Annotated in this window: 18 protein-coding genes and 1 tRNA gene; 1 reads left to right on the top strand and 18 read right to left on the bottom strand. The window is 61.8% G+C overall.

Annotated elements, in window-relative coordinates; genetic code table 11:
- From OH491_RS16805 to OH491_RS16855, 11 genes are all read right to left on the bottom strand, one after another.
- On the bottom strand, positions 1-414 hold the full coding sequence (locus tag OH491_RS16805; RefSeq protein ID WP_068770432.1) for a hypothetical protein: 414 nt from the start codon (positions 412-414) through the stop codon (positions 1-3).
- The gene (locus tag OH491_RS16810; protein WP_068770431.1) at positions 411-3,026 is read right to left on the bottom strand and encodes a VirB4 family type IV secretion system protein; all 2,616 of its coding nucleotides are present in this window, start codon (positions 3,024-3,026) and stop codon (positions 411-413) included. The genes OH491_RS16805 and OH491_RS16810 overlap by 4 nt, the downstream gene beginning before the upstream one ends.
- The gene (locus OH491_RS16815) at positions 3,016-3,378 is read right to left on the bottom strand and encodes a hypothetical protein (protein WP_068770430.1); all 363 of its coding nucleotides are present in this window, start codon (positions 3,376-3,378) and stop codon (positions 3,016-3,018) included. Before OH491_RS16815 ends, OH491_RS16810 begins: the two co-directional genes overlap by 11 nt.
- Positions 3,379-3,397: 19 nt before the next feature.
- On the bottom strand, positions 3,398-3,730 hold the full coding sequence (locus tag OH491_RS16820) for a hypothetical protein (protein ID WP_084442192.1): 333 nt from the start codon (positions 3,728-3,730) through the stop codon (positions 3,398-3,400).
- 10 nt (positions 3,731-3,740) lie between these two features.
- Positions 3,741-4,700, bottom strand: a complete 960-nt coding sequence (locus OH491_RS16825) for an AraC family transcriptional regulator (RefSeq protein ID WP_334319309.1) — start codon at positions 4,698-4,700, stop codon at positions 3,741-3,743.
- A gap of 267 nt (positions 4,701-4,967) precedes the next feature.
- On the bottom strand, positions 4,968-5,309 hold the full coding sequence (locus tag OH491_RS16830) for a hypothetical protein (RefSeq protein ID WP_068770426.1): 342 nt from the start codon (positions 5,307-5,309) through the stop codon (positions 4,968-4,970).
- A gap of 12 nt (positions 5,310-5,321) precedes the next feature.
- The gene (locus OH491_RS16835) at positions 5,322-11,444 is read right to left on the bottom strand and encodes an autotransporter outer membrane beta-barrel domain-containing protein (RefSeq protein ID WP_068770425.1); all 6,123 of its coding nucleotides are present in this window, start codon (positions 11,442-11,444) and stop codon (positions 5,322-5,324) included.
- A 382-nt stretch (positions 11,445-11,826) separates the two neighbouring features.
- Positions 11,827-12,399: a hypothetical protein gene (locus OH491_RS16840; protein ID WP_068770424.1), complete on the bottom strand. Its 573-nt coding sequence runs from the start codon at positions 12,397-12,399 to the stop codon at positions 11,827-11,829.
- Entirely contained in the window at positions 12,396-12,746 is a 351-nt protein-coding gene (locus tag OH491_RS16845) for a hypothetical protein (RefSeq protein WP_145928794.1), read from the bottom strand. The genes OH491_RS16840 and OH491_RS16845 overlap by 4 nt, the downstream gene beginning before the upstream one ends.
- Positions 12,747-12,916: 170 nt before the next feature.
- Positions 12,917-13,162: a helix-turn-helix domain-containing protein gene (locus tag OH491_RS16850; RefSeq protein WP_334319308.1), complete on the bottom strand. Its 246-nt coding sequence runs from the start codon at positions 13,160-13,162 to the stop codon at positions 12,917-12,919.
- A gap of 291 nt (positions 13,163-13,453) precedes the next feature.
- Positions 13,454-13,648 carry a hypothetical protein gene (locus tag OH491_RS16855; RefSeq protein WP_068770421.1) on the bottom strand — a complete coding sequence of 65 codons (195 nt, stop codon included), beginning with the start codon at positions 13,646-13,648 and terminating at the stop codon, positions 13,454-13,456.
- Between the two features lie 95 nt (positions 13,649-13,743).
- On the opposite strand from OH491_RS16855, the gene OH491_RS16860 reads away from it, so the two are divergent.
- Complete coding sequence (locus OH491_RS16860; protein ID WP_334319307.1) at positions 13,744-14,235, top strand: helix-turn-helix transcriptional regulator; 492 nt, start codon at positions 13,744-13,746, stop codon at positions 14,233-14,235.
- Between the two features lie 284 nt (positions 14,236-14,519).
- On the opposite strand, the gene OH491_RS16865 is transcribed toward OH491_RS16860, so the two are convergent.
- The 7 genes from OH491_RS16865 to OH491_RS16895 all read right to left on the bottom strand — a co-directional run bounded on the left by OH491_RS16865 (position 14,520) and on the right by OH491_RS16895 (position 20,347).
- Positions 14,520-14,596, bottom strand: a tRNA-Met gene (locus OH491_RS16865).
- Positions 14,597-14,706: 110 nt separating this feature from the next.
- Positions 14,707-16,503, bottom strand: coding sequence for an RDD family protein (locus OH491_RS16870; RefSeq protein ID WP_068770420.1), 1,797 nt, complete (start codon positions 16,501-16,503; stop codon positions 14,707-14,709).
- A gap of 74 nt (positions 16,504-16,577) precedes the next feature.
- Positions 16,578-17,066 (bottom strand): hypothetical protein, encoded by a 489-nt coding sequence (locus tag OH491_RS16875; protein ID WP_068770419.1) that lies wholly within the window; start codon positions 17,064-17,066, stop codon positions 16,578-16,580.
- A gap of 52 nt (positions 17,067-17,118) precedes the next feature.
- Positions 17,119-17,658, bottom strand: a complete 540-nt coding sequence (locus tag OH491_RS16880; RefSeq protein WP_068770418.1) for an RNA polymerase sigma factor — start codon at positions 17,656-17,658, stop codon at positions 17,119-17,121.
- A gap of 415 nt (positions 17,659-18,073) precedes the next feature.
- The gene (locus OH491_RS16885) at positions 18,074-19,051 is read right to left on the bottom strand and encodes a glycosyltransferase family 8 protein (protein ID WP_068770417.1); all 978 of its coding nucleotides are present in this window, start codon (positions 19,049-19,051) and stop codon (positions 18,074-18,076) included.
- The gene (locus OH491_RS16890; RefSeq protein WP_068770416.1) at positions 19,044-20,168 is read right to left on the bottom strand and encodes a glycosyltransferase family 9 protein; all 1,125 of its coding nucleotides are present in this window, start codon (positions 20,166-20,168) and stop codon (positions 19,044-19,046) included. Before OH491_RS16890 ends, OH491_RS16885 begins: the two co-directional genes overlap by 8 nt.
- Positions 20,165-20,347 (bottom strand): hypothetical protein, encoded by a 183-nt coding sequence (locus tag OH491_RS16895; protein WP_068770415.1) that lies wholly within the window; start codon positions 20,345-20,347, stop codon positions 20,165-20,167. Before OH491_RS16895 ends, OH491_RS16890 begins: the two co-directional genes overlap by 4 nt.
- Positions 20,348-20,360 lie beyond the last annotated feature (13 nt).

Consider the following 20,360-nt stretch of genomic DNA (forward strand, 5'->3'; position numbering starts at 1 on the left):
TTATTCGGTGCGGAGGGTGATGGTTGCGGGATTCAAAATAACGCCGTCCTGGGTGACGGTTTCGGGAAGGCGGACGTTCACGTAACGCGGCTCGGATGCCGTGTCCGTGTTTTCAGTGCGCTGCTGGTTTTGGATGATCCAGTATTGCTGCTTCACGGCCTGGCTCATCGCGCGGTCGTAACCGCGTTGCTCGGCGTCCTCGATGGCGGCGGTGATTTCGTGGCCGGCGGCTTTCGAGACGAGATAACCGGCGCCCGCACCGATGGCCGCGCCCTTGATGCTTTTGCCGGAGGAGTGATAACCGATGGCCCCGCCCGCGCCGGTAAGAACGATGTCCGTGGCGGGTTGGCGGAGGCTGGCGCAGCCGGAAAGGAGCGCGGTGAAGACGAACAATAACAAGGCGATGGTTTTCATGATTGTTTTCCGGGGGCTTGAATGTTTCTCACCGTGCCGCAGAGCGGCGGGTCGGTGACGGGCGTGAAAAAGCAAATGCTGGAGAATTTTTTCCCCTCCGGCTGCTGCTCGGGCATGGGATAGTTCTGGATGGCGGCACAGACGGACTCGGGGAGATTGATGTCGTGCGCGATGTCCGCTATGTCTGAGCGGTCAAACTGCCGCATGAGAAAAAACTGCTTGCTGTTGCCGATGACGACGGGGCGGATGCGCGAGGACTTGAAGCGGCTGTATTGCTGTACAATGGAGGCCGTCCAGCATGAGAATTTCCGCAACTGCGCGTAGGCTTCCGCCACCACCTTCTCGCCGCCGGGCACGTCGAGAAAACGCGCCAGTTCCTCGTAGAGAATGCGTTTTCTCAAATGACGGGGGAGTGATATTATATGCTGGCGCGAGAATCCGCTGATTAGCAAACCGGCGGCGGTTTTGAGTTCAACGGCCTGCTCGGGAATGTAGCCGAGTTCAAAATGCGCGATCTGCCCGGTGAGGGAGATGTTTGTCACGCCGTCGAAAAGGCGTCCGTATTGGCCGTGCGCGCACCATGACGCGAGAAGCGTGGCGAGGTGATCGACGGTTTCCTTTTTATGCTCCGGGAAGCGAGAAAACTGCATCAATTCGACAAGGCTCGCGTGTTGCGGATAGTCGGTCGGCTCGTAATACGCGTGCGCCGTCGCCATGACCGCGCGCTCGGTCTGCGCGTCCTGCAAAAACGCCGTGATGTCGGACTCTGCGATGTCATGGATAAATTGTCTCGCCTCCCGCCCTTCGTCGTCGTCGGTCGCGATGCGGTCACGCAGTTCGGCGTAGGCTTCCATGTCGGTCGTGCCGTGCGGCATTTTGGCCCGCTTCCAGCGGTGCGAGGCGCACGCCATGCGCTGGATTTCCGGCAAGAGGTCGCGGTGTTTTTTCGACCAGTCCTCGAAGGCGTCGGCGTAAAGCTGGTTGATATACTGTCCGAGCATCGCCTGCCGGATTTGCTGCGTTTCCTCGTCGGCTGCCTCGCCGATCATGCGCGAGACGAGCGCGACGGCGGTGGCGATTTGAAGCTGGTTGAGCGGAAGCTTTCGCGTGTCGAGGTAATTGATGGTGAGGTCGCCGTCAGGATGCAGAATGATCGGGCGCTCTCCCATTGCCTCGGTGAACTTCCCGTAAGACAGTCCCTCTTCTATGATGACCGTGTAATGATAATAGGCGGCGGTTTGTTCCAACAGGTCGCACATGTGGACGGACTTGCCCGCGCCGGTCGCGCCGAGGAGCACGGCGTGCTGCGGCGTCGGCGGGTTGCCTATAAACGTGCGAAGTCCGACAAGGTTGCCCTGCTGCGCGCCGTCGTAGATGGCCTCGGCTCCGTCGAGCAGGCCGGTGAACGTCGCGGAAAACGGCAGCAGGTCGGCGAGGTATGTGTCCTCGGCATAGAGGCTGCGGTGGCGGTAGGGTGAATTTGTCCAGCCGGGCCACGAGGCGAAGAAGAGTTTTTTGGCGGTGCTGGGCAGGGCGCATTCGTTGTATTGCGCGCCATTCAGGTTGGTGATGGCGTTGCGGATGGCGGCGCACTTGGTGGAAAGGCCGGACTCGGTTTCATCCCAAACGCGAAGGATGTAGGTGACGTTGAACGGGCGAATGAAACCGGATGAAAGCGACTCGACCTTGCGCTCCTTTCTGCCGATGGCGACGAGAAGCGAGTGGCGCTCGCTGTCCTTGTATTCACCGCGAAGCCGTTCTATGGCCTTTTCTTCCTTGTCCACCTCACTTTTTGCCGGGAGCGGGTCGAGGTTGACGGTGATTTGATAGTCGAGGAACGGCAGCGTGGTGAGCCGCAACAGGATGCCGGGATAGGTGCGCGAGGGCCAGCGCTTGAAGGTGAGGACGGCGTGATGGCGCCCGTCCATATAAAAACCCGTGCCGATGCTCACGCCGTCGCCGCACCAGCAGTTTTCCTGAATCGTCTGCCTAGGGTCAAAACGTTCGGAGAAGTTGATATCAAAACCGTCCGCCAGCGACGGGCTGAGAAATTTCGAGAAGTAGGTAAAATGCGCGATGTCGTCCATCGGCGAGACGGTCGTGTCACTACCGAAGAGGGTGCGGAGGGTGTGGGTGATTTCCTCGAAGCGCGTGTGCAGTTGTGCGAGAAGTTTTGCATAGTCGTCGGCAAGGCTGCCGCGCGTCGTGGCGAGAGGTGCGTAGCCGGCGAGCGGCGCGGAGATGAACAAAATCAACTGCTCGCGGCGAAGTTCTCGCTGGTGCATTTTTCCCCAATAGCGTTCGAAGCGCTCCGTGCGCACGCGACGGATGTGCGGATGCGTGGCGAGGGTTTCGGTGGCGCGATGGTATTGGGTCAACTCCTGCCGGTAGTCGCAGTTGCACGTCCACTGGAATTGCGCGCGCAGGCCGTCGCTGAACAACGAAAGCAAGGCGCGGATTTTGTCCTGATAGGCGTTGAGTTGGGCGATGGTGCCGCCGCGAAGATCGGGCGGCTGCAAGATAAAACCCTTGCTGGCGACGCCTTTTTCGAGCGTGCCGTAGAGGATCAGGTCACCGGCAAAGTAGCCGTTGGGCGCGGAGCTATTGAGCATGGCGAGTCCTCCGCTTGCTCGCGGCGCGCGAGCCGCGCGGGTTCTGGTTGTCGGGTGAAAAACAAAAACCCTCGCGGTTGAGCAGGTGGTCAAAAAAATCCTCGGCATAGCCGTCGGGCTTGCCGCGACGAAACATCATGACCCAGGCGGTGGGAATCACGAATACCGGAACCGTGAAACCGCCCGCCGCCGCGAGGCTCGCATGGAACATGCCGTAGAGAAGAAGAAACATGCCGATGGCCCCGACGATGCCGCCGACCACGTATAAAAAGTCGTTGCCCTCGAAGCCGAGCGCGCGGCCCTTGCTGTCGTTGGCGCTGTTCGTGTCGGTGATGCGCAGTCCGGTGTCCATGGGAGGCCATTCGTAATTTTCAGAACTGCGGGGTGAGCGCGCCGTCGCTCATGCCGAATATATAAAACATCGCGGCCATGATTGCCGCCGCGCCCGCGATGATGATGCCGGAGACGATGCCCATCTTGCCGTCTGCGTCGCCCTTTTTGAGTCGGTCGGCCCCGCCCCAGATGTTGATGACGCCCCAGATGAAGCCGACCATGAAGAGCAGGCCGAGGCCGTATTGGAAGCCGGTTTTCACCTGCGAGGGCACCTGCGCGAGGATGAGCGGCGGGGCGAATTGCGCGGCGTGCGCCGGCATCGAAGCCAATATTACAAATATCAAGGACAATGCTGAGGGGAATTTTTTCATGGCGGAGATTTTATTTTCCGGCCCGCGCTGCGGAATCCGGCCAAAGTGTGCCGCCATTCTGCCCGGTTTTTTCAGGCGCGGCTTGGATGCCCATGCCTTTTTTCGAGTAACAATCACCCCGGCGCGAGAAGTCCCTCGGCGTGCATTGGCAGAAACGGTGGAAGCTGCGGTCAAGGTGACTCTGGTCGCAAAATCCGGCGAGCGCCGCCACGTCCACGACTTTCATGTCGTGGCGCAGGAGCAATGTCTGCGCCAGCCGTATCCGTCTTCTGAGAATATACTCGCCCGCCGTCATGCCGGTGGTGTTTTTGAAAAGCCGGTTGAAGTGAGTCTCGCTCAGGCACGCGACGCGCAGCAGCGCGCGGTTCTCGATTCGCCCGTGCAGGTTTTTGTCTATGTAATCCAGGACGCGATGAAGCCGCTCCTCATCCATCGTCGGGGGCGGTGCGGATTGCTTTTTCCGCGCCAGGCCGTCAAACAAGTGAAAGCTCATGGCCGCGCCGAGACGCCTGAAATACTCGTCGTGATAGGCGGGCCTCAAGCCGAGGCTGAACTCGACGAAAAGCTCCGCCATGTCCATGACGCCGCAATCGTGCCGCGTCAGTTCCCACAAAGATTTGCGCGTGATTTTCCCCAATGATTTTTCCCCTGCCTCCGGCAAATCGTCCTCCACACAAAGGCAAAGCAGCACCGCCTCACGCCTCCAGTCGAGGATATGGCTCAGTTGCTTGTGTATATAAACCACATGCTGCCCGCGAACGGCGAGATGTCCGCAGTCCCCGTCCTTTTCATCCCTCCAGTCAATACGGGCATCGGATTTTATTTCCGGCATTACTATAATCCGGTGATGTTTGCCCGCTCCCTCGCGCAACTGCCGCGCCGGTTGTATTCCGTAGGAAATGACAATCCTGTCGAGGATGGAGCGCGGTCGTTCGCATGACAGGGGCGTGACGGTTCTGGAGGCTGGCATAAGTGAACCGGGCAGTCCGACTTGATGCCGGGCGTCCTGCCTGTGTTTTATAGGAACCGCTATCGTGTTTATTGGACACGTCCGCCTTTTCCAGTGGACGGTCCAGTCATGATAAAATGCGATGATATATCCCGAAACAAGGTGGTCGGGCATGATAAACCAAAAGTCCGCCGGATGCCCGGTGCCGGCTGACCGACCGGAACGCCCATCGATCATTGGGACGCGGATTATATCAACTGCGCAGACGCGCCATGACGGGCCGGTGGGCTACGACTTGGGGCGGCCGAGGATGGAGAGGTCTTCCGGCGGGACAACATACCCGCCGCCCGAGCGCATCTTCAACCCGACGGGATTTTCGTCGAGTTCGAGCGTGGGGATCTCCTTCAAGACGGAATCAAGCACCCGCGCCTGCGCCTGATAATACATGCCTCTTTTGGCATAGACGACACCCCGGATGACGGCTTCCGCGCCGTTGGCCAGACGCCCGCGCACGGTAAAACCATACCGCGCCATGGGCAACGAGTCGATTAGCAGGGGCTCCCGCGCGTCTTCGGGCGGCACAAGGTTTTGGTTTTGGCCCGCGCCGTCCGTTGTTGGTCCGGTTTTCATGACGGCCTTCGTTTACCAGAGCCGGCGGTAGCCGAGGTTGATGGACCAAGGGCGCTCGTAGGCGGCGGCCTTGGCGTATTCATAATCGAAATACAACTGGCTCCCCGCATCGAGGCGGCAGCTCGCACCGAGGCCGAACTCCTCGCGCCAGCCGTCGTAGTCCGGCGTGAAGGTTTCCCCGGCGACGCGGATCGCGCCGCCGGCGGTGTCGGTCCGCATCACGCCGAATTTGCCATAGGGCTGCCAGCGGGAGTCGCGGAGTTGTTTGCCGAAGCGGACGAGGGCGCGGTATTGCGCGGCGCGGGCGGTGCCCACCTTCACGTCGAGGCTCTGGTTGCCGGGCGCGGTGCGATAGTTCGCGCCGCGCAGCCACGCCACGGCGGCCTGCGCGGCGGGCTCGACCCACCAGCCGTCGCCGGCTTCGAGGCGGCGGCCCAATTCGAGAGCGAGGCCCTGGGCGCCGCTGGAGTAGGCGCCGTGGACGGGGCGGGCGTCGGCGGTGCGCGCATCGAAGCGGTGTTTGTAGCGGTCGGCTTTCAAGACGAGGTCGGCGTGCCAGCCGGCGTCGTGCAGCCAGGTGCCGTAGAGCCCGGCGGAGAGGCTACCGGTGTCGCCGGTGTTGCCCGCGCCGGAGAAGTCGCGGGTGATGCGGCCTAGGTCGAGGAACGCGCCGAGGAGCACGGTGCGGTTGCGTTCGTCGTTGCGGAAGGCTTTGTCGCCACCGGCGGTCAGGCCATAGGCGTATTCGTCGAAGGCGCGGCCGGTGAGGCCGGGGCCAGCGTTGAGGCGATAGCCGCGGGCGCGTACCCAGATGTTGCCGGTCGCGGCACGCTGTAGGGCGCGACCTTGCGTCGCGCCGGATTGGGTTTCGGGCGTGGTTTTGCGGGCGCGGCCTGACGCGAGGTCAGGCCCTACGGGGCCGGGCAGACACTCGGCTCTCATGTCGCCCATGCGCAGGTAAAGCGCGTCGAGCGAGTAGTGCCAGTCACGACCCAGCATCGCGGCGGTGTTGATGATCGCGTCCGCCGTGGAAGAGAGGCCGGCGCGGGCGAGATACCAGTTTGTCGCGCTCAGGCCCTGCGCGCCGTTCGCGTCGATCTGCGCGCCGTTTTGCACGCTGTAATCATAGAGCCCGGCGGCGGTCGTGCCGCTGAAGGTGGCCGCGCCACCGGCGGTTTCCACCAGCAGCAGCGGCGGTTCGGCGCCGGTGACGGCGTCGCCGTTTTCATTGGCGAGGAGCAGGCGGTGCGCGCCCCCGGCCTCGCCGGTGACGTTGAGCCGATCGGCGGCACCGGCGGCGATGTCGGTGTGCAGCGCGAACTCGCCCGCGCCGCCGAGCGTGGCGGTGGTGAGCGTGGCATAAGCGCCGGCGTTTTGCGCAGGGTCGGGGAAATTCACGCGGGCGCCGGGGGCAAGCGCGAGGTGCGTGAGCGCGGAGCCGGCGGTGAGGTTCCACACGGATTGCGCGCCGAGGTTTACGGTCAGGGTGGCGGCGGTGTTGACGGTGGTTCTGCCGGTAAGGGTGGCGTCGCGCAGGGTTAGCGTCAGCGAGCCGGAGCCGCTGTTGGTCACATCGCCTTTGATACCGGTGCCGCCGTGGATGTTGATATTATAATTTCCCGCGCTGTTGGCGCCGAGGTCAATGCCTCCGGCGGCGGCGGTGTGCGCGTCGGTCAGGGTGAGTTCTATATTCACGTTTTTGTCGCTGACGAGCAGTTTGTCGCCGGCGAGCGTGGTGTCGTTGATGGTGATGCTTGCGTTGCGGCCTTGCTCGCTTCCTGCCGTGGTTATGAGGGGGCCTTGGCGGGCGATCAGACTGCCGCCGTTGATTTCAATGGCGCGGTCGGCGCCGGCGGAGAGGGTGTCGTCCTGTATGAGGATCGTGTTGGTTTCGGATGTGATGCGGGAGTCGGTGAGCGTGGCGTCCAGATTGCCGCGCATGATGATGCCGGCGTCGTTGCTGGTGAGGGTCAGGCCGGTGGCGTTGAAGGCGCCGTCCCTGAGGGAGCCGGCGTAGGTGGCGCCGGGCAGTCCCGTGACGTCGAGGGTGGTGTTTTCGATGTCCATGTGGCCGTTGTTGAGGAGCACGATGCCGGCGACGAGGGCATCGGGGGTGTTTACGGAGGCGGTCACATTCTTGATTATAAGATAGCCGTTGGCGCCGCTGCTATAGAATGCCTGGGTCTGGGACGCGTCGATGTCCATGTGGAGCGAGCCGCCGGTGACTTCCAGCCGCCCCTCAACCGTCACGTAGCCGCGGTTCCATGCGGTGATGTCAACATCGCGCAGGTGCATGGTGCCGCCGAAGCTCGCGACGACGCCTTGTTTCACGGTGCGGATCGTGCTGTTTTCGAGTTCGAGTACGCCGCCGTTGGCGGTCGTAAGCGCATAGTGGCCGACTTGCGTGCCGGTGCCGATGATGGCGAGGTCGTTTCCTTTGAAACGGGAGCCGGTGTCAGTGACGGCGAGGGCGGTATTGTCGCCGTCGCTGGTGATGGTGCCGCCGGTCAGCGTCAGGGTGGAGGAATCGTTCACGGACACGCCGACGCCGTTAGTCCCGGTCGTCGCGATATCCACGCCGTTCAGCGTGCCGCTGCTGGTGGCGGTGAACAAAATCCCATGCGCGCCGTAGCCGCTGGTCTGGATGACGCCGCCGGTCAAAATCAGCGGGGCGAGGCTGGAGGCGTAGTTGATGCCGTGGGCGTTGGTGTCGCGGGTGGTGATGGTGACATTGTTCAGGGGCGCGGTGAGGACGGAGCCGACGGCGATGTTGATGCCCACGCCGCCGGAGTTGATGGCCAGGCGGTCGCCCACGGTCAGGGTCGCGCCGCTGCCGGTGACGTTGATGCCACCGCCGCTGCCGTTGGCGGTGATGCTGACGTCATCTCCCAAAGTCAGCGCGGTGCCGACGCCGCCGAGGTTGACGCCGTGTGCCGCCGTGCCGTGGGTGACGATGCTGCCGCTGAAGGCGGCGGTGGCGGAACCGGCGAGGACAAGGCCGTGCGCGTCGGCGCCTTGCGTGGTGATGCCGACGCTGCGCACGGTGCCGCTGCTGTTGGCGTCGAGAAAAATCCCATGTGCACCGCGGCCGGTGGTGGCGACCGTCACCCGGTCGAAGGTGCCGTTCATCACCCCGCCGTTGAAATTGACCCCGTGGCCGCCGTCGCCTTCGGTGGTGATGACGCTGTCGCTGACTTGGAAATCGAAGCCGAACATGGCGGAGATGCCTAGGCTGTCCGTCCCGATGGTTCGGATCGTAACATCACGCAGGGTGTAGGTGGAATTGCCGCCATGCAGCAGTATCCCGGCTGAACTGCTGCCGGTGGTCGTGATCGTGCCGCCGGTCATGGTGAACGCGCCGTTATAGTGGTAATAGCCGTAAACACCGTTGCTCAAGTTGTCGCCATGCGTGGTGATGTTGACGTTTTCCAGGGTCGTGACACTCGGCGCCGAACTTCCCACATAGATGCCTCTGCTGGTGTTGGCGAACGTCTCGATGGCGCCGCCGGTCATGGCGAGGGTGGAGGAGCCGGAGAGGGTGATGCCATTGGCGCCGGTGCCGGTGGCGGTGATGGTGCCGCCGTTCAGGACCAGCGGGGCGAGGGCGGAGGCGTAGGCGATGCCGTGGGCACCGTTGTTGCGAGTGGTGATGTCCACGTTATCCAGAGGGGCGGTGATGACGGAGCCGGCGGCGATGTTGATGCCGATGCCGCCGGAGTTGATGGTCAGGCGGTCGCCCACGGTCAGCGTCACGCCGCTGCCGGTGAGATTGATGCCGCCGCCGGTGGAGTTGGCGGTGATGCTGACATCATCGCCCAAGATCAGCGCGGTGCCGATGCCGCTGAGGTTGACGCCGTGCGCCGCCGTGCCGCCGGTCGTGATGCTGCCGGTGAAGCTCGCGGTGGCGGAGGTGACGAGGGAGAGGCCGTGGGCGCCGGTGCCGGTGGTGGTGATGGTGACGTTGTCAAAGGCGCCGCTGCTGTTGGCGCTGAGATAAATCCCGCGCGCGCCGGGGGCGCTGGTGGTGACGGCGCCGCCGGTCATGGCGAGGGTGGAGGAATTTTGCACGTAAACGCCGATGCCGGCGGACCCGGTCGTAGTGATGTCCGTGTCCTCCAGCGTGGCGCGGCCATTCCGGTCGAGATAAAGCCCGACGTAGGCGGCGGTGATGTCGCTGTCGGTCAGCGTCAGGGGGGCGGTCCACACGAGCGCGCCGTAGCCGCCGGCCCCGGTCGCCGAGATGCTCACCTCCTCCAGCGAGGCGCCGCTGGTGGTGGCGAGATAAAGCCCGTAGCCGCCGCTGCCGTTGGCGCTGATGGTGCCGCCGGTCATGGCCAGGGTGGAGGAACTTTGCAAGTACACGCCGATGTCGCCGGCCCCGCCCGCCGTAATGTTTGCGTCAGTCAGGGACAGGGTGGAGGAAGTCAACAACGCACCCATGCTGTTGGCCCCGGTTGCCGCGATGTGCGCGTCGGTCAGGGCGAGGGTGGAGGAAATCGCATACACGCCGTAGCCGTAATTTTCGGTCGCCGCAATGGTCACGCCGGTCCCCGTGACGCTGCTGGTGGCGCTCTGAAGCCCGGTGTAGGTGGCGGTGAGGTCGCTGTCGGTCAGCGTCAGGGTGGAGGAAGTCAACCGCGCGCCGTAGCTGTTGGCCCCGGTCGCCGAGATGGTCACGCCGTCCAGCGTGGCGCTGCTGTTGGCGTCGAGAAATATCCCGTGCGCGGCACTGCCTTTGACGCTGATGGTGCCGCCGGTCATGACGAGGGTGGATTCATACGCCACCACGCCGCGACCGCCGCTCCCGGTCGATTCGATGTTCACGTTGTCTAGCGTGGCGGTGGCGGTCTGGCCGTAAGCGTCGAGATAAAGCCCGGTGTGGGCGGCGCGGACGGTGCCGCCGGTGAGCGCCAGGTCGGCGGCATACGCCACCACGCCGTAGCCGCCGCTCCCGGTCGCCTCGATGGTCGTGCCGCCGCCGGTGGCGCTGCTGAGGTAGAGATACAGTCCGTAGGCACTGGTGCCGGTGGCGCGGATGGCGCTGTCGATCAGCGTCAGGGTGGAGGAACTGGTCATGTATATGCCGCGGCTGGCCTGCCCTTCCGTCACAATGTCCACGCCGTCCAGCGTGGCGCTGCTGGTGGCGGTGAGATACATCCCGTGCGCGGCGCTGCCAGTGACGCGGATGCGGCTGTCGGTGAGCGCCAGAGTGGAGGAGTTGGGGGTGGCATTGATCATGTACACGCCGTGGGCGGCATTCCCCTCCGTCTCGATGTTCACGTCGCTCCCCGTGACGCTGGCATTATTGCTGACGCGAAGCCCAAAACCCTGGGTGCCGCTGGTGCGGATGGCGCTGTCGGTGAGATCCAGGGTGGAGCGGTCAATGGACACGCCGATGCTGCCGACTCCGGCCGTCTCGATGTCCAGGCCGCTCGCGGTGCCGCTGCTGTTGCTGTTGACATACAGGCCGTAGCTGGATTCGCCCCGGGTGTGGATGACGCTGTCGGTGAGCGTCAGGATGGAAGTTTGGCTGCCATAGGGTGGCGGCTGTTGGTTGGTCACGCTCACGCCGTAGTTGCTGTTTCCTTCAGTCGTAATATTCACGCCGGTCACCGTGCCGGTGCTGTTATCGGCGATCATAATCCCGTCCCCGTAGTTGTTGGCGATGCGGATGGTGCCGCCGGTCAGCGCCAGGGTGGAGTTATTAGCCACATCCACGCCGTAGCTCCATTCCCCGGTCGTCGTAATGTCCACATCGTTCACCGTGCCGCTGCTATTGTAGTAAATAAAAATCCCGTCTCCGCTGCGGCCGCTGGTGCTGACGGTGCCACCGGTGAGGAACAAGGCGGCTCCGTCATAAGCACGGACGCCATAGCCGCTGCTGCCGTAACTCATGTTGTGGTTATAGCTGTTGCTGAGGGTGATGCCGGTGCCTTGGTATTCAGTCCCAGCGCCAGTGACGTCCAGCGCCGCCTGGGTGCTGGTGCCAGCGTAGGTGCTGCCGCTCTCCACGACGGTGCCGCTGGTGACGACTTTGGTTTCCGCGAAGGCGGAAAAGCTCAACACGGAGGCGCAGAGGATGCCGAGCGCGGCGAGCAGGGATGCAGGCGGTTTAGGGCCGGGTTTCAGGTTCATGGTTTGGTTTGTGTCGGATGGGAAAGAAAGAGGGAGGAGGCCGCCCAGAGAGCGTGTCCGGCGGGCCGGATGCGATTTCCGGAGGGGCAAAAATGGCCGGCGCGCTGCGCGCGTCTGCCGGCAGGATGCCGGCGCTCCCAGTCGCAAGCGGACGGCGGAAGCATTGGAACACACGGGGCTGTGCTCATGTAATTTTTACAATATGAAGCGACGCTGTCAGTGACGGGCATATACTTTTATAATATGGGAGGAGGTGGAGATGCCTCTGTGCCGTCCGCGTCCAAACAGACGGACGGCACGGAGGCCGTCCCTCCCGCAAAAGCGCCATTTTGCCTCGTAAATGGTGCCATCTGCAAAATTCCTCAGGTGGCCGCGCTTCCTATCATGGCGCCGGTTCACACCATGTGCGCAATTGCGCATAGAGGGCGATGAGTTCGGGCGGGCTGGTTTGCGGTTTGCCTTGGAGGGTATGCGCGCGGGCTCGGAGGCAACGGGTGAGCCTTGCGGCCAGTGTGATATGCGCGGGCAGTTTGAGCACTTGCGGGCCGGTGCGGCTGCTTTTCGGCGAGATGGCAATACCGAGCCGCAGGCAGGCTTGACGCAGGCTCAAGCCGTGGAGGGATGCGGAATCGCCAATGCGGCGGGCAAGCTGCATATAGCGTTGCGCAGTGCGCACTCCGCCGTGAAAACACGTTTCCAACCATGGCAGCCACGCGCCGCGTCCAGCATGGCGGCGGATGCGCGCCTTCTCGGCAATGAGAAGTTTGCCCGCGCGCCATGCAGCCATCAGCGCGGAATCGAGCGCGCGGCGCGAGTCGTATTCGAGCCGCCGGGCCTCGGCGTGCAGGCGGTTGATTTCAACGATGGCGGATGACTCGCGCGAGCGGGAGGCGGGGTACGGGCACGCCTCGGGCGAGGCAGGGGAATCCGGCGACGTGATCACATCCGCTCTCATGATACGAGCCCCATGTTTTTGCGAAAATCGTCCGCGAGTTTGTGGACAGTCTGCCGGGTGCAGCCGGCCAGTCCGCCGATTTCCTCCAGCGTCATGCCGCCGATGAGGTCGGGACGGACCTGGTGCAGCACGAGGGATGCGCGCAGGCCGTGCTGCTCCAGCGTGGTGCCCTCGGAAATCCACAGCAGCACGTGCGTGATGGCCTCCGCCGCCATCGCGCGGGCCTCGGCCTTCGGGCCAACGGGATCGGTGAAAAACGCATCGTCACCGGCGGACGCGCGGGCAGGTGTTTGAGCGGAGGGATGGGCGGATATTTGGACGGGATTGGTTTTGTTTTGTGTGTTCATGGATGCGGTTGTTTCGCCGCGCATCCTGCCTCCGTTCATGGAATCAAAATAGAGGCGCGCCCTGCTGCGGATTTGTCCGGATTTTTCGCGCGCATTTTTCCGGCGCGTAAAAACAAAAACGCCACATGCGTGACGCATATGGCGCTGGAGATTTCCGACTGTATTATGAATTATCCGCGAGCGGGCACGAGCAGCTTGGTGCGGATATGTGCGGAGACCTCGGCGAGGTCGTAGTAAACAAAGTGCCCGATGCGATGATGCGGGATGCGGCGGGTGCGCGTCCATTCGCGCAGCGTGCGCACGGACGGCTCGCGCCCGGTCGGAAAAATCCCGCCGAGGCGCAGGCCGTTGATGTCGGTGAGCGCGGGGCGCGGCGGGATGGCTTGGGAGGGTGTTGCGGGAGTGGTGGTGTTCATTGCATTCATGCGAGGGCGTCACGTGGCGCGCGGATTTTTCCTCGGGGAAGTGTGGGTTGTTTTCCCGCAGGTGCGGTCGCGGAAACGAAAAAGTCGGGCGGATGCGCCAGGGGAAAACGCATCCGCCCGGTCGTGGCTTTATGCAGCAAGTTTTATGCGGCAAGTTGATCTTGGTCGGGCGCGGGCGCGTTTGCCTGCCGCAAACCCAACCCGCGCAATGCGTCCGGGGTGCCGGACACAATGCCCATCTTGCCGTCGCCTTTTTTGAGGCGGTCGGCTCCTGTCCAGATGTTAATGACGCCTCATATGAGCCCTATCATAAAGAGGATTCCCCAAACCGTATTGGAAACCAGTCTTAACTTGCGTGGGAACTTGGGCGAGGATGATCGGTGATGCGATTTGCGCGGCGTGCGCCGGAGTCGTCGCCAGTGTCGCAAGTGCGACGGACAGAATCGCGATGAGTTTTGTGAGGGAGAGGTTTTTCATGGCGGAGGTTTTTTCGATTTCTCCCGTCCTCCGCTGTCTGCGGCGAAATCAGGTGAAATCGTGCCGCCATAATGCCCGGAATATTTTCCCGTGTATTGGACATCTCCGCGATTTTTCAGAACAAAACGCGATTTTTGCATGTAGTGTCTAAACGCGTTCAAGACACACGCCATCAGAGCGAAAATCGAGGCATTTGGCATACCGGTGCAGCACCTATTCTCTTAGTGCAGATGGGGTATTATGCGCTCATGAATGCAACCAGTCGCGCTATCATCGAGACCGTTTTGAACAGCGACAGCAGTCTTACGCTGCCAGAACGTGCTGCAATACGACAGCTGCTTTCTGGCGGTGCAGCTCAGCCTCAATCGATTGGCGGTGCTTTTTTGATGACGCAAAAACAGGCAGCGGAAAAGTTGAGTGTGAACCGCGTTACACTATGGCGACTGACGCGACGCGGGATATTCCATTTGGTGGAAGTCACGCCAGGCACATGGCGGTATCAATCTGACGAGATACAAGCGTATGCGCGACTGGGGTATCAAAGCAACGAATCGGAGCCCGCTTCTGTGGTTGCTGCGGCTGCTTAAAAAAAGATGAGACGCTCGCATGATTCGCAAACATGCAAAAGCCCCTTCAAGAAAGGGGCTTTTTTGTCGGCAGGTGAAAGGTGTGGTGAAAAGTTTGGATGTCGGCTGTGCGCGATATTTTGGATTTCGAGAAAAACTGACCGGAAAACTTTGGTGCTTTCTTTGGTGATTGCTTCCAAAAGTTGCCCAAAGTTGCCTGATGTTGCATTCGTGAAGTCGCCTCAGTGGAGTTGTGTAACTCTCTAAACAAGAAGCCCTGCCGAGCAGTGGGAGGGCTTTCAAATTGGGTGCAGGGGTTGGATTTGAACCAACGACCTTCAGGTTATGAGCCTGACGAGCTACCAGGCTGCTCCACCCTGCAACAAATTAAGGGAGGGGCACGCTGGGCGCGCACACGGAGGCTGTCAATGGCTTTTTTGTCAGAAAAATCCGGCTCTTCTTGGGACTCGCCACTTGCTGCCTGCCGTTTCCTCAAACAAGGGATTGCCCCTTGGGCGCGTGGATAATCGTCGTTCCCGCGATTTTGTCGTGCCAGGACTGGCGCTCGCCATCAATGGCAACCCATGCATAGCCGAGGCCGACGATGATAAGCGAAAGAAAGCCCCCCAGCACCCGGACGAGCGCCACGCTCCAGTCTACGCGGCGGCCGTCAAGTCGCACAATTTTCAGGCCGCATACCACGCCGCCTATCGTTGTGCCGCGCAGAGTCCAGAGGACTCCGCAATAAAGGGCGTAGAGCGCGGGGGTGTATTTCCCGATGTTAACGAGCCCCGCGATGAAAAGGATGAGCACAAAGTCAATCGTCGCCGCCGCGAGGCGTATCCAGAATCCGGCGCGGAGGGGGACGGACGGGGGCGCGCCGGTGCCGTCGCACAATGCGGGCGATGGCGGCGGATGCGAAGCGAAGGGCGGTGGCGGCTGGGGTGGCGGCGGCGGAACGGACGCGTCTGGCGCGAGCGACGCGGTCGCAGCGTCGAACGGGCTGGCAGTTCGCGCCGCAGGGGGTGTCTCGTGTGCATCGCTGGCAATTGCCGCCGCCGGGGTGGGCGCCGGGGCGCTGTCGGCGGCGGGTGTGGGTTGGGCGAGGACGGCGTGGAGCGCTGGGGCGCCGCCGCCGGGCGCGGCGGGAGGCGGCGGCGGGATGGCGCGTTCGCGTTTCACGGCGAGGATGGTGGCGTGGACGAGCATGCCGAGGCCGAGCGCGCCGGTGACATTCCAGGCGAGCATGCCGACAAGGGGCGCGGCGTAGAGCAGCGCGAGAACCATGCCGCCGAGGAGCACGCAAATCGCGGTTTGCCGGATGCCGAGGGGGCGCAGCAGGGCTCGTCCGAGCCAGGCGAGGAAAGCGGCTTTGCCAAAAAATCCGGCGACAAACACGGCCAACAGCACCAACAAGGTGCCGATGCCGGTGAACGAAAGCAGGACCAGCAGCAGGGGCGTGAGGATGAGGGTGAGGAGGGTGCTGACAAGCGTCATGCCGGGACGTTGTTCGAGGACCTCGGCGCAGCGGGTGATGGCGCGGGGAAAGAAAAGCGCGAGCAGCAGATAAAAACCAAGGCAGGCGGCGGCGACGAGCCATGCCCACGCGGTGCGGGGGTCGAAAGAGAGCAGACGGCCTTTGAGCAGGGCCTCGCGGCACCAGGTGCGAAAGCCGGTGAACGCCTGCATTTTTTCGTAATAGCCGATTTGCACGGTCTGGCCGTCCACGCGGGCGGCGGGATCGCGGATGATAGGGCCGCCGATGGCGACGAGCTGGCCGTCCACACGGGCGTCGGGGCCGAGCTCGATGCCTCCGTTGACGGCGACAACATCGCCGTCCACGTGGCCGTTGACGCGGAGGTTGCCCACGATGGTGACGACGGCTTCGTCAACCCTGCCGTCGATGACGGAGTCGCCGAGGATGGTGACAACGGCCTCGTCCACCGTGCCGCGAATGAGGGCGTTGCCCAGAATCGTGACAACGGTCTCGGCGCGCTCGTTTTCGGCGAGGATGGCGTCGGAGCCTCGGGTGACGATGACTTGCCGGTCGGAATGGTGTTTGCGGCGCGGTTTTTTGGGCGCAGGCGGGGAGGGCGGCGTGTCGGTGCCGGGCTCGATCGCAGACGCAGACGCAGACGCAGACGCAGACGCAGACGCGGGCGCGGGGGGCGTGGCGGCGTCCGGGGTGGCGGGCGGCGGATCGGGCTCGTCGGCGCGCAGTGCGATCCCCTCCGGCAGGATGGCAGCGAGCGCGGCGAGCAGAAGCAGGAGGCGGCGGATTGTATTCATAAAATGGTGACGAATGATGCGGCGTGGAAGGGGATGAAGAGGAAAGAGGCAGGGAACGCGGGACGGGCGCGGATTCAGCGGTTTTGCCAGAGAAGGCGGTAGGCGGCGCCGCCGAAGGCGAGGAGCCCGGCGTAGGCGGCCACGATGACGCCGAGCACGGCATGGAACCAGAGGCGGGACGAGGATGGTATCAGTTTTTCGAATACGGCGGAGAGGATTTTCCACGCGGTTTGCAGCGCGGCCTGGAAAGTGGCGGGCCGGAGGACGTCGGCGGTTTCGGCGGGCGCCGCGGGCGAAAGGACGGTGATGCCCAGGACAAGGACGAGCCCGGCGGCCGCGACGGAGGCGGCGAGGAGCAGGGCGCGGGCGGGAAGCGGCCAGCGGGCGAAGGACTGGCGCCACCACGGGAGCGCGGCGCGACGGGAGATTTCCGCCATGACGCGGACCTCCAGCGCAGCGGGCGCGGTGCGCCCGGGCAGGGAGCGGAGGGCGCGGTGGATGACGGGAGCGAGCGTGTCATCGTCGGATCGCGACGCGGGAGGCCGGAAAGATTGTTCGTTCATGACGTTTATGAGGAGGATTTGGCGGGCGGGCGGAATCGGCGAAGGGTTTATCTTAGTTGAAGTCGGCGGGGGCGAGGAGCTTGGCGAGGGCGGCGCGGGCGCGGAGGATGTCGGTTTTGATCTTGGAGAGGGAGACGCGCAGGGTGCGGGCGATTTCGTCGTAGGGCATGTCCTCGAAATGAAAGAGCACGAGCGGGACGCGCTGGTGATCGGGGAGCCGGGCGAGGGCCTGCTCGAGGCGGGCGCGGCGTTCGGCCTGTTCGAGGCCGGCGTGGAAGGTGTCGGGTGCGGCCCATTCGACGGCGGGCGCGTCGTCGTGGCCGTCGTGATCGCGGGTGAACTCGGAGAAGAAGCGCCAGCGGTTGCGGTAGCGCTGGAGGTGATTGATGGAGAGATTGGTGGCGACGGTCTTGAGCCAGCCCCCGGCGGAGGGGCTGCTGCGGAGGTCGTCGTAGCGTTCGTAGGCTTTCAGGAACACGTCCTGGGCAATATCCTCCGCCTGTGCGTCGTTGGCCACGATGCGCACGGCCGTGGTAAAGACCATGTTCTGGTAGTTGCGCATAAACGTCGCAAAATCGTCTGCCGGGTTCATCGGCCCCGCGGAGGAAGCTGGCACTGGAGGATCATTGTTCATGCGCAGAACACGGTGGGTCGCAGGAAAGTCGCAGAAAAAGCATGCCGGGCCGGGCGGGGGCGGCGCAAGCGCGGACGCGGGGTTGCGCCGCGAGGCAATGCTGGCGGCGGCACTGGTTTTAGGCTTTTCCCGGGAGCGCGGGCATTCCTGCCCGCGACGGACAGGCACGCGGGCAGGAATGCCCGCGCTCCCGGCTTCGTCCCGCCAAAAGTCCGGGGTTGCCGTGGAAAGTATCGCCCTATCGTGGTCTTTTGCGGGCCTCAGTAGAAGCTACCCCACGCCCGATTGCCATACCCGATCAAGGGAAATGTTATGCCATATACGAAATAAATTCCGGCTCTCCATAAGCCGGTTGTTTATTTATCGAATATTTTTATTGCTCGAATTTTTCTTTTAACACGCGCTGGGCGTGTCTGATATTCCATGTTTTTCTCCTCAAAAAGAAGAGGGGATGGCGCCACCAATACCGGAGGTTGTTTTTCCACGGGGGTGTTGCGCTGAAAATTTTCGCCTCGTTTTCGGCAAACGGAGTGTGGCGCAAATACTTGAAATACTCGGAAGCATAGGGATTCGCAGACAATCCGGAGGGGATTATCCATGGTTTCCCCTCACCGGTGAAATGCGCAATCGCCGGGTCCTCCCGGGCACTTGCGATTTCCCGGGCGTATTTCTTTGAAAATGGCGATTTGTCCCTAAAAAAATCGCCTCCATTCACGTTCCATTTGAGAGGCAGCCAGCGAACATTTCCACCAAATGCCATGTTCAAGATATCCTGATCGGGATATTTGATAACATCCCTATATTTATATGCAATTGCGGCAAGTGATTCCCACCCGTATGTTTCCCGTATCTTTTTCAAGTTCATGGCCAGGACTCCAGAATTGAAATACGGCATCCCATCCGGCAGGAATTTTGAAAGAAATTTTTTTGTCTCCATTATACCAGACGCGATATCCTCCACCGCTGCCGCGAAAACGTTCGAGACATCTACGTCCCATAATTCGCTTATGTCATTTCGGACCACAATATCGGAATCGAGATAAAGCGCCTTGTCTAGATTTATCTTGATCCACGGGATGCGCAAACGGAACCATATCTCCTCCGGCCATCTGTAGGTCGGCAGATCGGAAAACAACCGTTTGTCAGTTGTTACATAAAAAATTTCAAGATTCCCAAGATTGCGAAGCGCGTTTATCTTTTCCCGCGTTTGCACTGCAATGTCCGCATTCAGGATATAAAAATGAACAGTCGCTCGCGTGTTGCAGAGGATTGACGCGATTGTGACGCTCGCGTGCTGTGCATAGGCATCGTTGAATGCCATGAAAATATTGATTGGCTGCGCGTTATTCATGAATTGTTTGTTTTTGGGTCAGGATTGCGCGAAGCGTGCGGGCTGGAGAAATCTCGTCCATTATGTCCCTGCGCCGCGTGGTTGTGACGAGTTTGGTATTTTGGGTATCAAGCGGTCGCCAGAGGGAGGTTTTGAGGCGCATCAACGCCACCAGCGGGACGCGTACGGCGTTGGCAAGGTGCATGGTCGAGGTGTCCACCGTGAGGACAAGCGCGCATCGGTGCATAACCGATGGGAGTTGGAAAAAATTTTCGGCGGCACTAAAAAGGCGCGTGTTTTGCAACCCGGAGGCATCCAGTTTCCGCTGGGTTTGAGCGACAGCCTCCGGCATGGTGTTTAACAGGAAAACCGCGTCCTTCCACACTGGATGTTGCTGCATGTTTTTTATGACCGCGAAACCGCTTTCCAGCGGCCAGCAGCGTTTCCAGTCCTTGGCTGTGACATTAACAAATACCAGTTTTTTGCCGTCGGTGCCGTTTTTCTTTATGAAGCCATCCGCCCAGCGCGTCCATTCACCGGGGATGTGCATAAAAGGCATCCGTTTTTCCACGGGCAATCCGCAGCTGAAGAGGCGCCGAAACCACCATGAGAAAATGTCGCTGATGTGCTCCACCTTTGCCGGTGCTGAGGGGAAAGCGATGTCGGGTTTTTTGTAGGGAAATGTCTTGAGCCAGCCCTTGATATCAAACGGGCGCATGGCGCTGATGACAATGCCGTCGCGGCAAATGCTTCGGGCGAGTTTTGCATACCAGTGCCAGCGAGTGAGGACGAGGGTTGTTATGACGGGGTAATTTCCCGCGCGCGCCTCGGCAACGGCGGCGGCGAGGCCGGCGGGACTATAGTTGTTTCTATATATTTTTTTGAAAAACGGACAGGCGGCCAGCCAGTCGTATAAGATGAAATTTTTCAGGCCGTCCCATTTTGCGGGGTCATCGGTTATGCGGTGCTCGCCGACCCACAGGTGCATTTCCAGCGATGGAAAACGCGCGGCCAGTTCACGGAAAAAATTCTGGAGGTAGCAGAAATCGCCAATCCCCGGGTGCATGATGAAGAGGATTTTGCCCGGCTTTTCGAGCAAACCGGCGGGGACCGGCGGAGCGGGTGTTTCCGGTTTCATTTGTATTTGGTCCTCCACTTTTGATTCAGCGCGTCCGCAGTCTCCTCCAGCCACCACGATGCGGTGTCGAACAGACCTGCCAGTTTTCCGAACAGCGCGCTGATGCCTAAAAATACAACCGCGGGCAGGAGCAGTGCGGCTCCGATCAGAAAAATGAAAAGGGAATGAAATATTTTCATAAGGACACTTGAA

Origin of the sequence: Termitidicoccus mucosus (genome assembly GCF_038725785.1) — a bacterium.
GTDB lineage: Bacteria > Verrucomicrobiota > Verrucomicrobiia > Opitutales > Opitutaceae > Termitidicoccus > Termitidicoccus mucosus.

Coding starts and splice junctions, on each gene's coding strand:
- OH491_RS16815 (WP_068770430.1), bottom strand. CDS start 3,378: ATGGACACCGGACTGCGCATCACCGACACGAACAGCGCCAACGACAGC.
- OH491_RS16845 (WP_145928794.1), bottom strand. CDS start 12,746: ATGAACACACAAAACAAAACCAATCCCGTCCAAATATCCGCCCATCCC.
- OH491_RS16890 (WP_068770416.1), bottom strand. CDS start 20,168: ATGAAACCGGAAACACCCGCTCCGCCGGTCCCCGCCGGTTTGCTCGAA.
- OH491_RS16830 (WP_068770426.1), bottom strand. CDS start 5,309: ATGAAAACCGGACCAACAACGGACGGCGCGGGCCAAAACCAAAACCTT.
- OH491_RS16870 (WP_068770420.1), bottom strand. CDS start 16,503: ATGAATACAATCCGCCGCCTCCTGCTTCTGCTCGCCGCGCTCGCTGCC.
- OH491_RS16855 (WP_068770421.1), bottom strand. CDS start 13,648: ATGAAAAACCTCTCCCTCACAAAACTCATCGCGATTCTGTCCGTCGCA.
- OH491_RS16840 (WP_068770424.1), bottom strand. CDS start 12,399: ATGAGAGCGGATGTGATCACGTCGCCGGATTCCCCTGCCTCGCCCGAG.
- OH491_RS16885 (WP_068770417.1), bottom strand. CDS start 19,051: ATGAATAACGCGCAGCCAATCAATATTTTCATGGCATTCAACGATGCC.
- OH491_RS16850 (WP_334319308.1), bottom strand. CDS start 13,162: ATGAACACCACCACTCCCGCAACACCCTCCCAAGCCATCCCGCCGCGC.
- OH491_RS16835 (WP_068770425.1), bottom strand. CDS start 11,444: ATGAACCTGAAACCCGGCCCTAAACCGCCTGCATCCCTGCTCGCCGCG.
- OH491_RS16810 (WP_068770431.1), bottom strand. CDS start 3,026: ATGCTCAATAGCTCCGCGCCCAACGGCTACTTTGCCGGTGACCTGATC.
- OH491_RS16895 (WP_068770415.1), bottom strand. CDS start 20,347: ATGAAAATATTTCATTCCCTTTTCATTTTTCTGATCGGAGCCGCACTG.
- OH491_RS16825 (WP_334319309.1), bottom strand. CDS start 4,700: ATGCCAGCCTCCAGAACCGTCACGCCCCTGTCATGCGAACGACCGCGC.
- OH491_RS16820 (WP_084442192.1), bottom strand. CDS start 3,730: ATGAAAAAATTCCCCTCAGCATTGTCCTTGATATTTGTAATATTGGCT.
- OH491_RS16875 (WP_068770419.1), bottom strand. CDS start 17,066: ATGAACGAACAATCTTTCCGGCCTCCCGCGTCGCGATCCGACGATGAC.
- OH491_RS16880 (WP_068770418.1), bottom strand. CDS start 17,658: ATGAACCCGGCAGACGATTTTGCGACGTTTATGCGCAACTACCAGAAC.
- OH491_RS16805 (WP_068770432.1), bottom strand. CDS start 414: ATGAAAACCATCGCCTTGTTATTGTTCGTCTTCACCGCGCTCCTTTCC.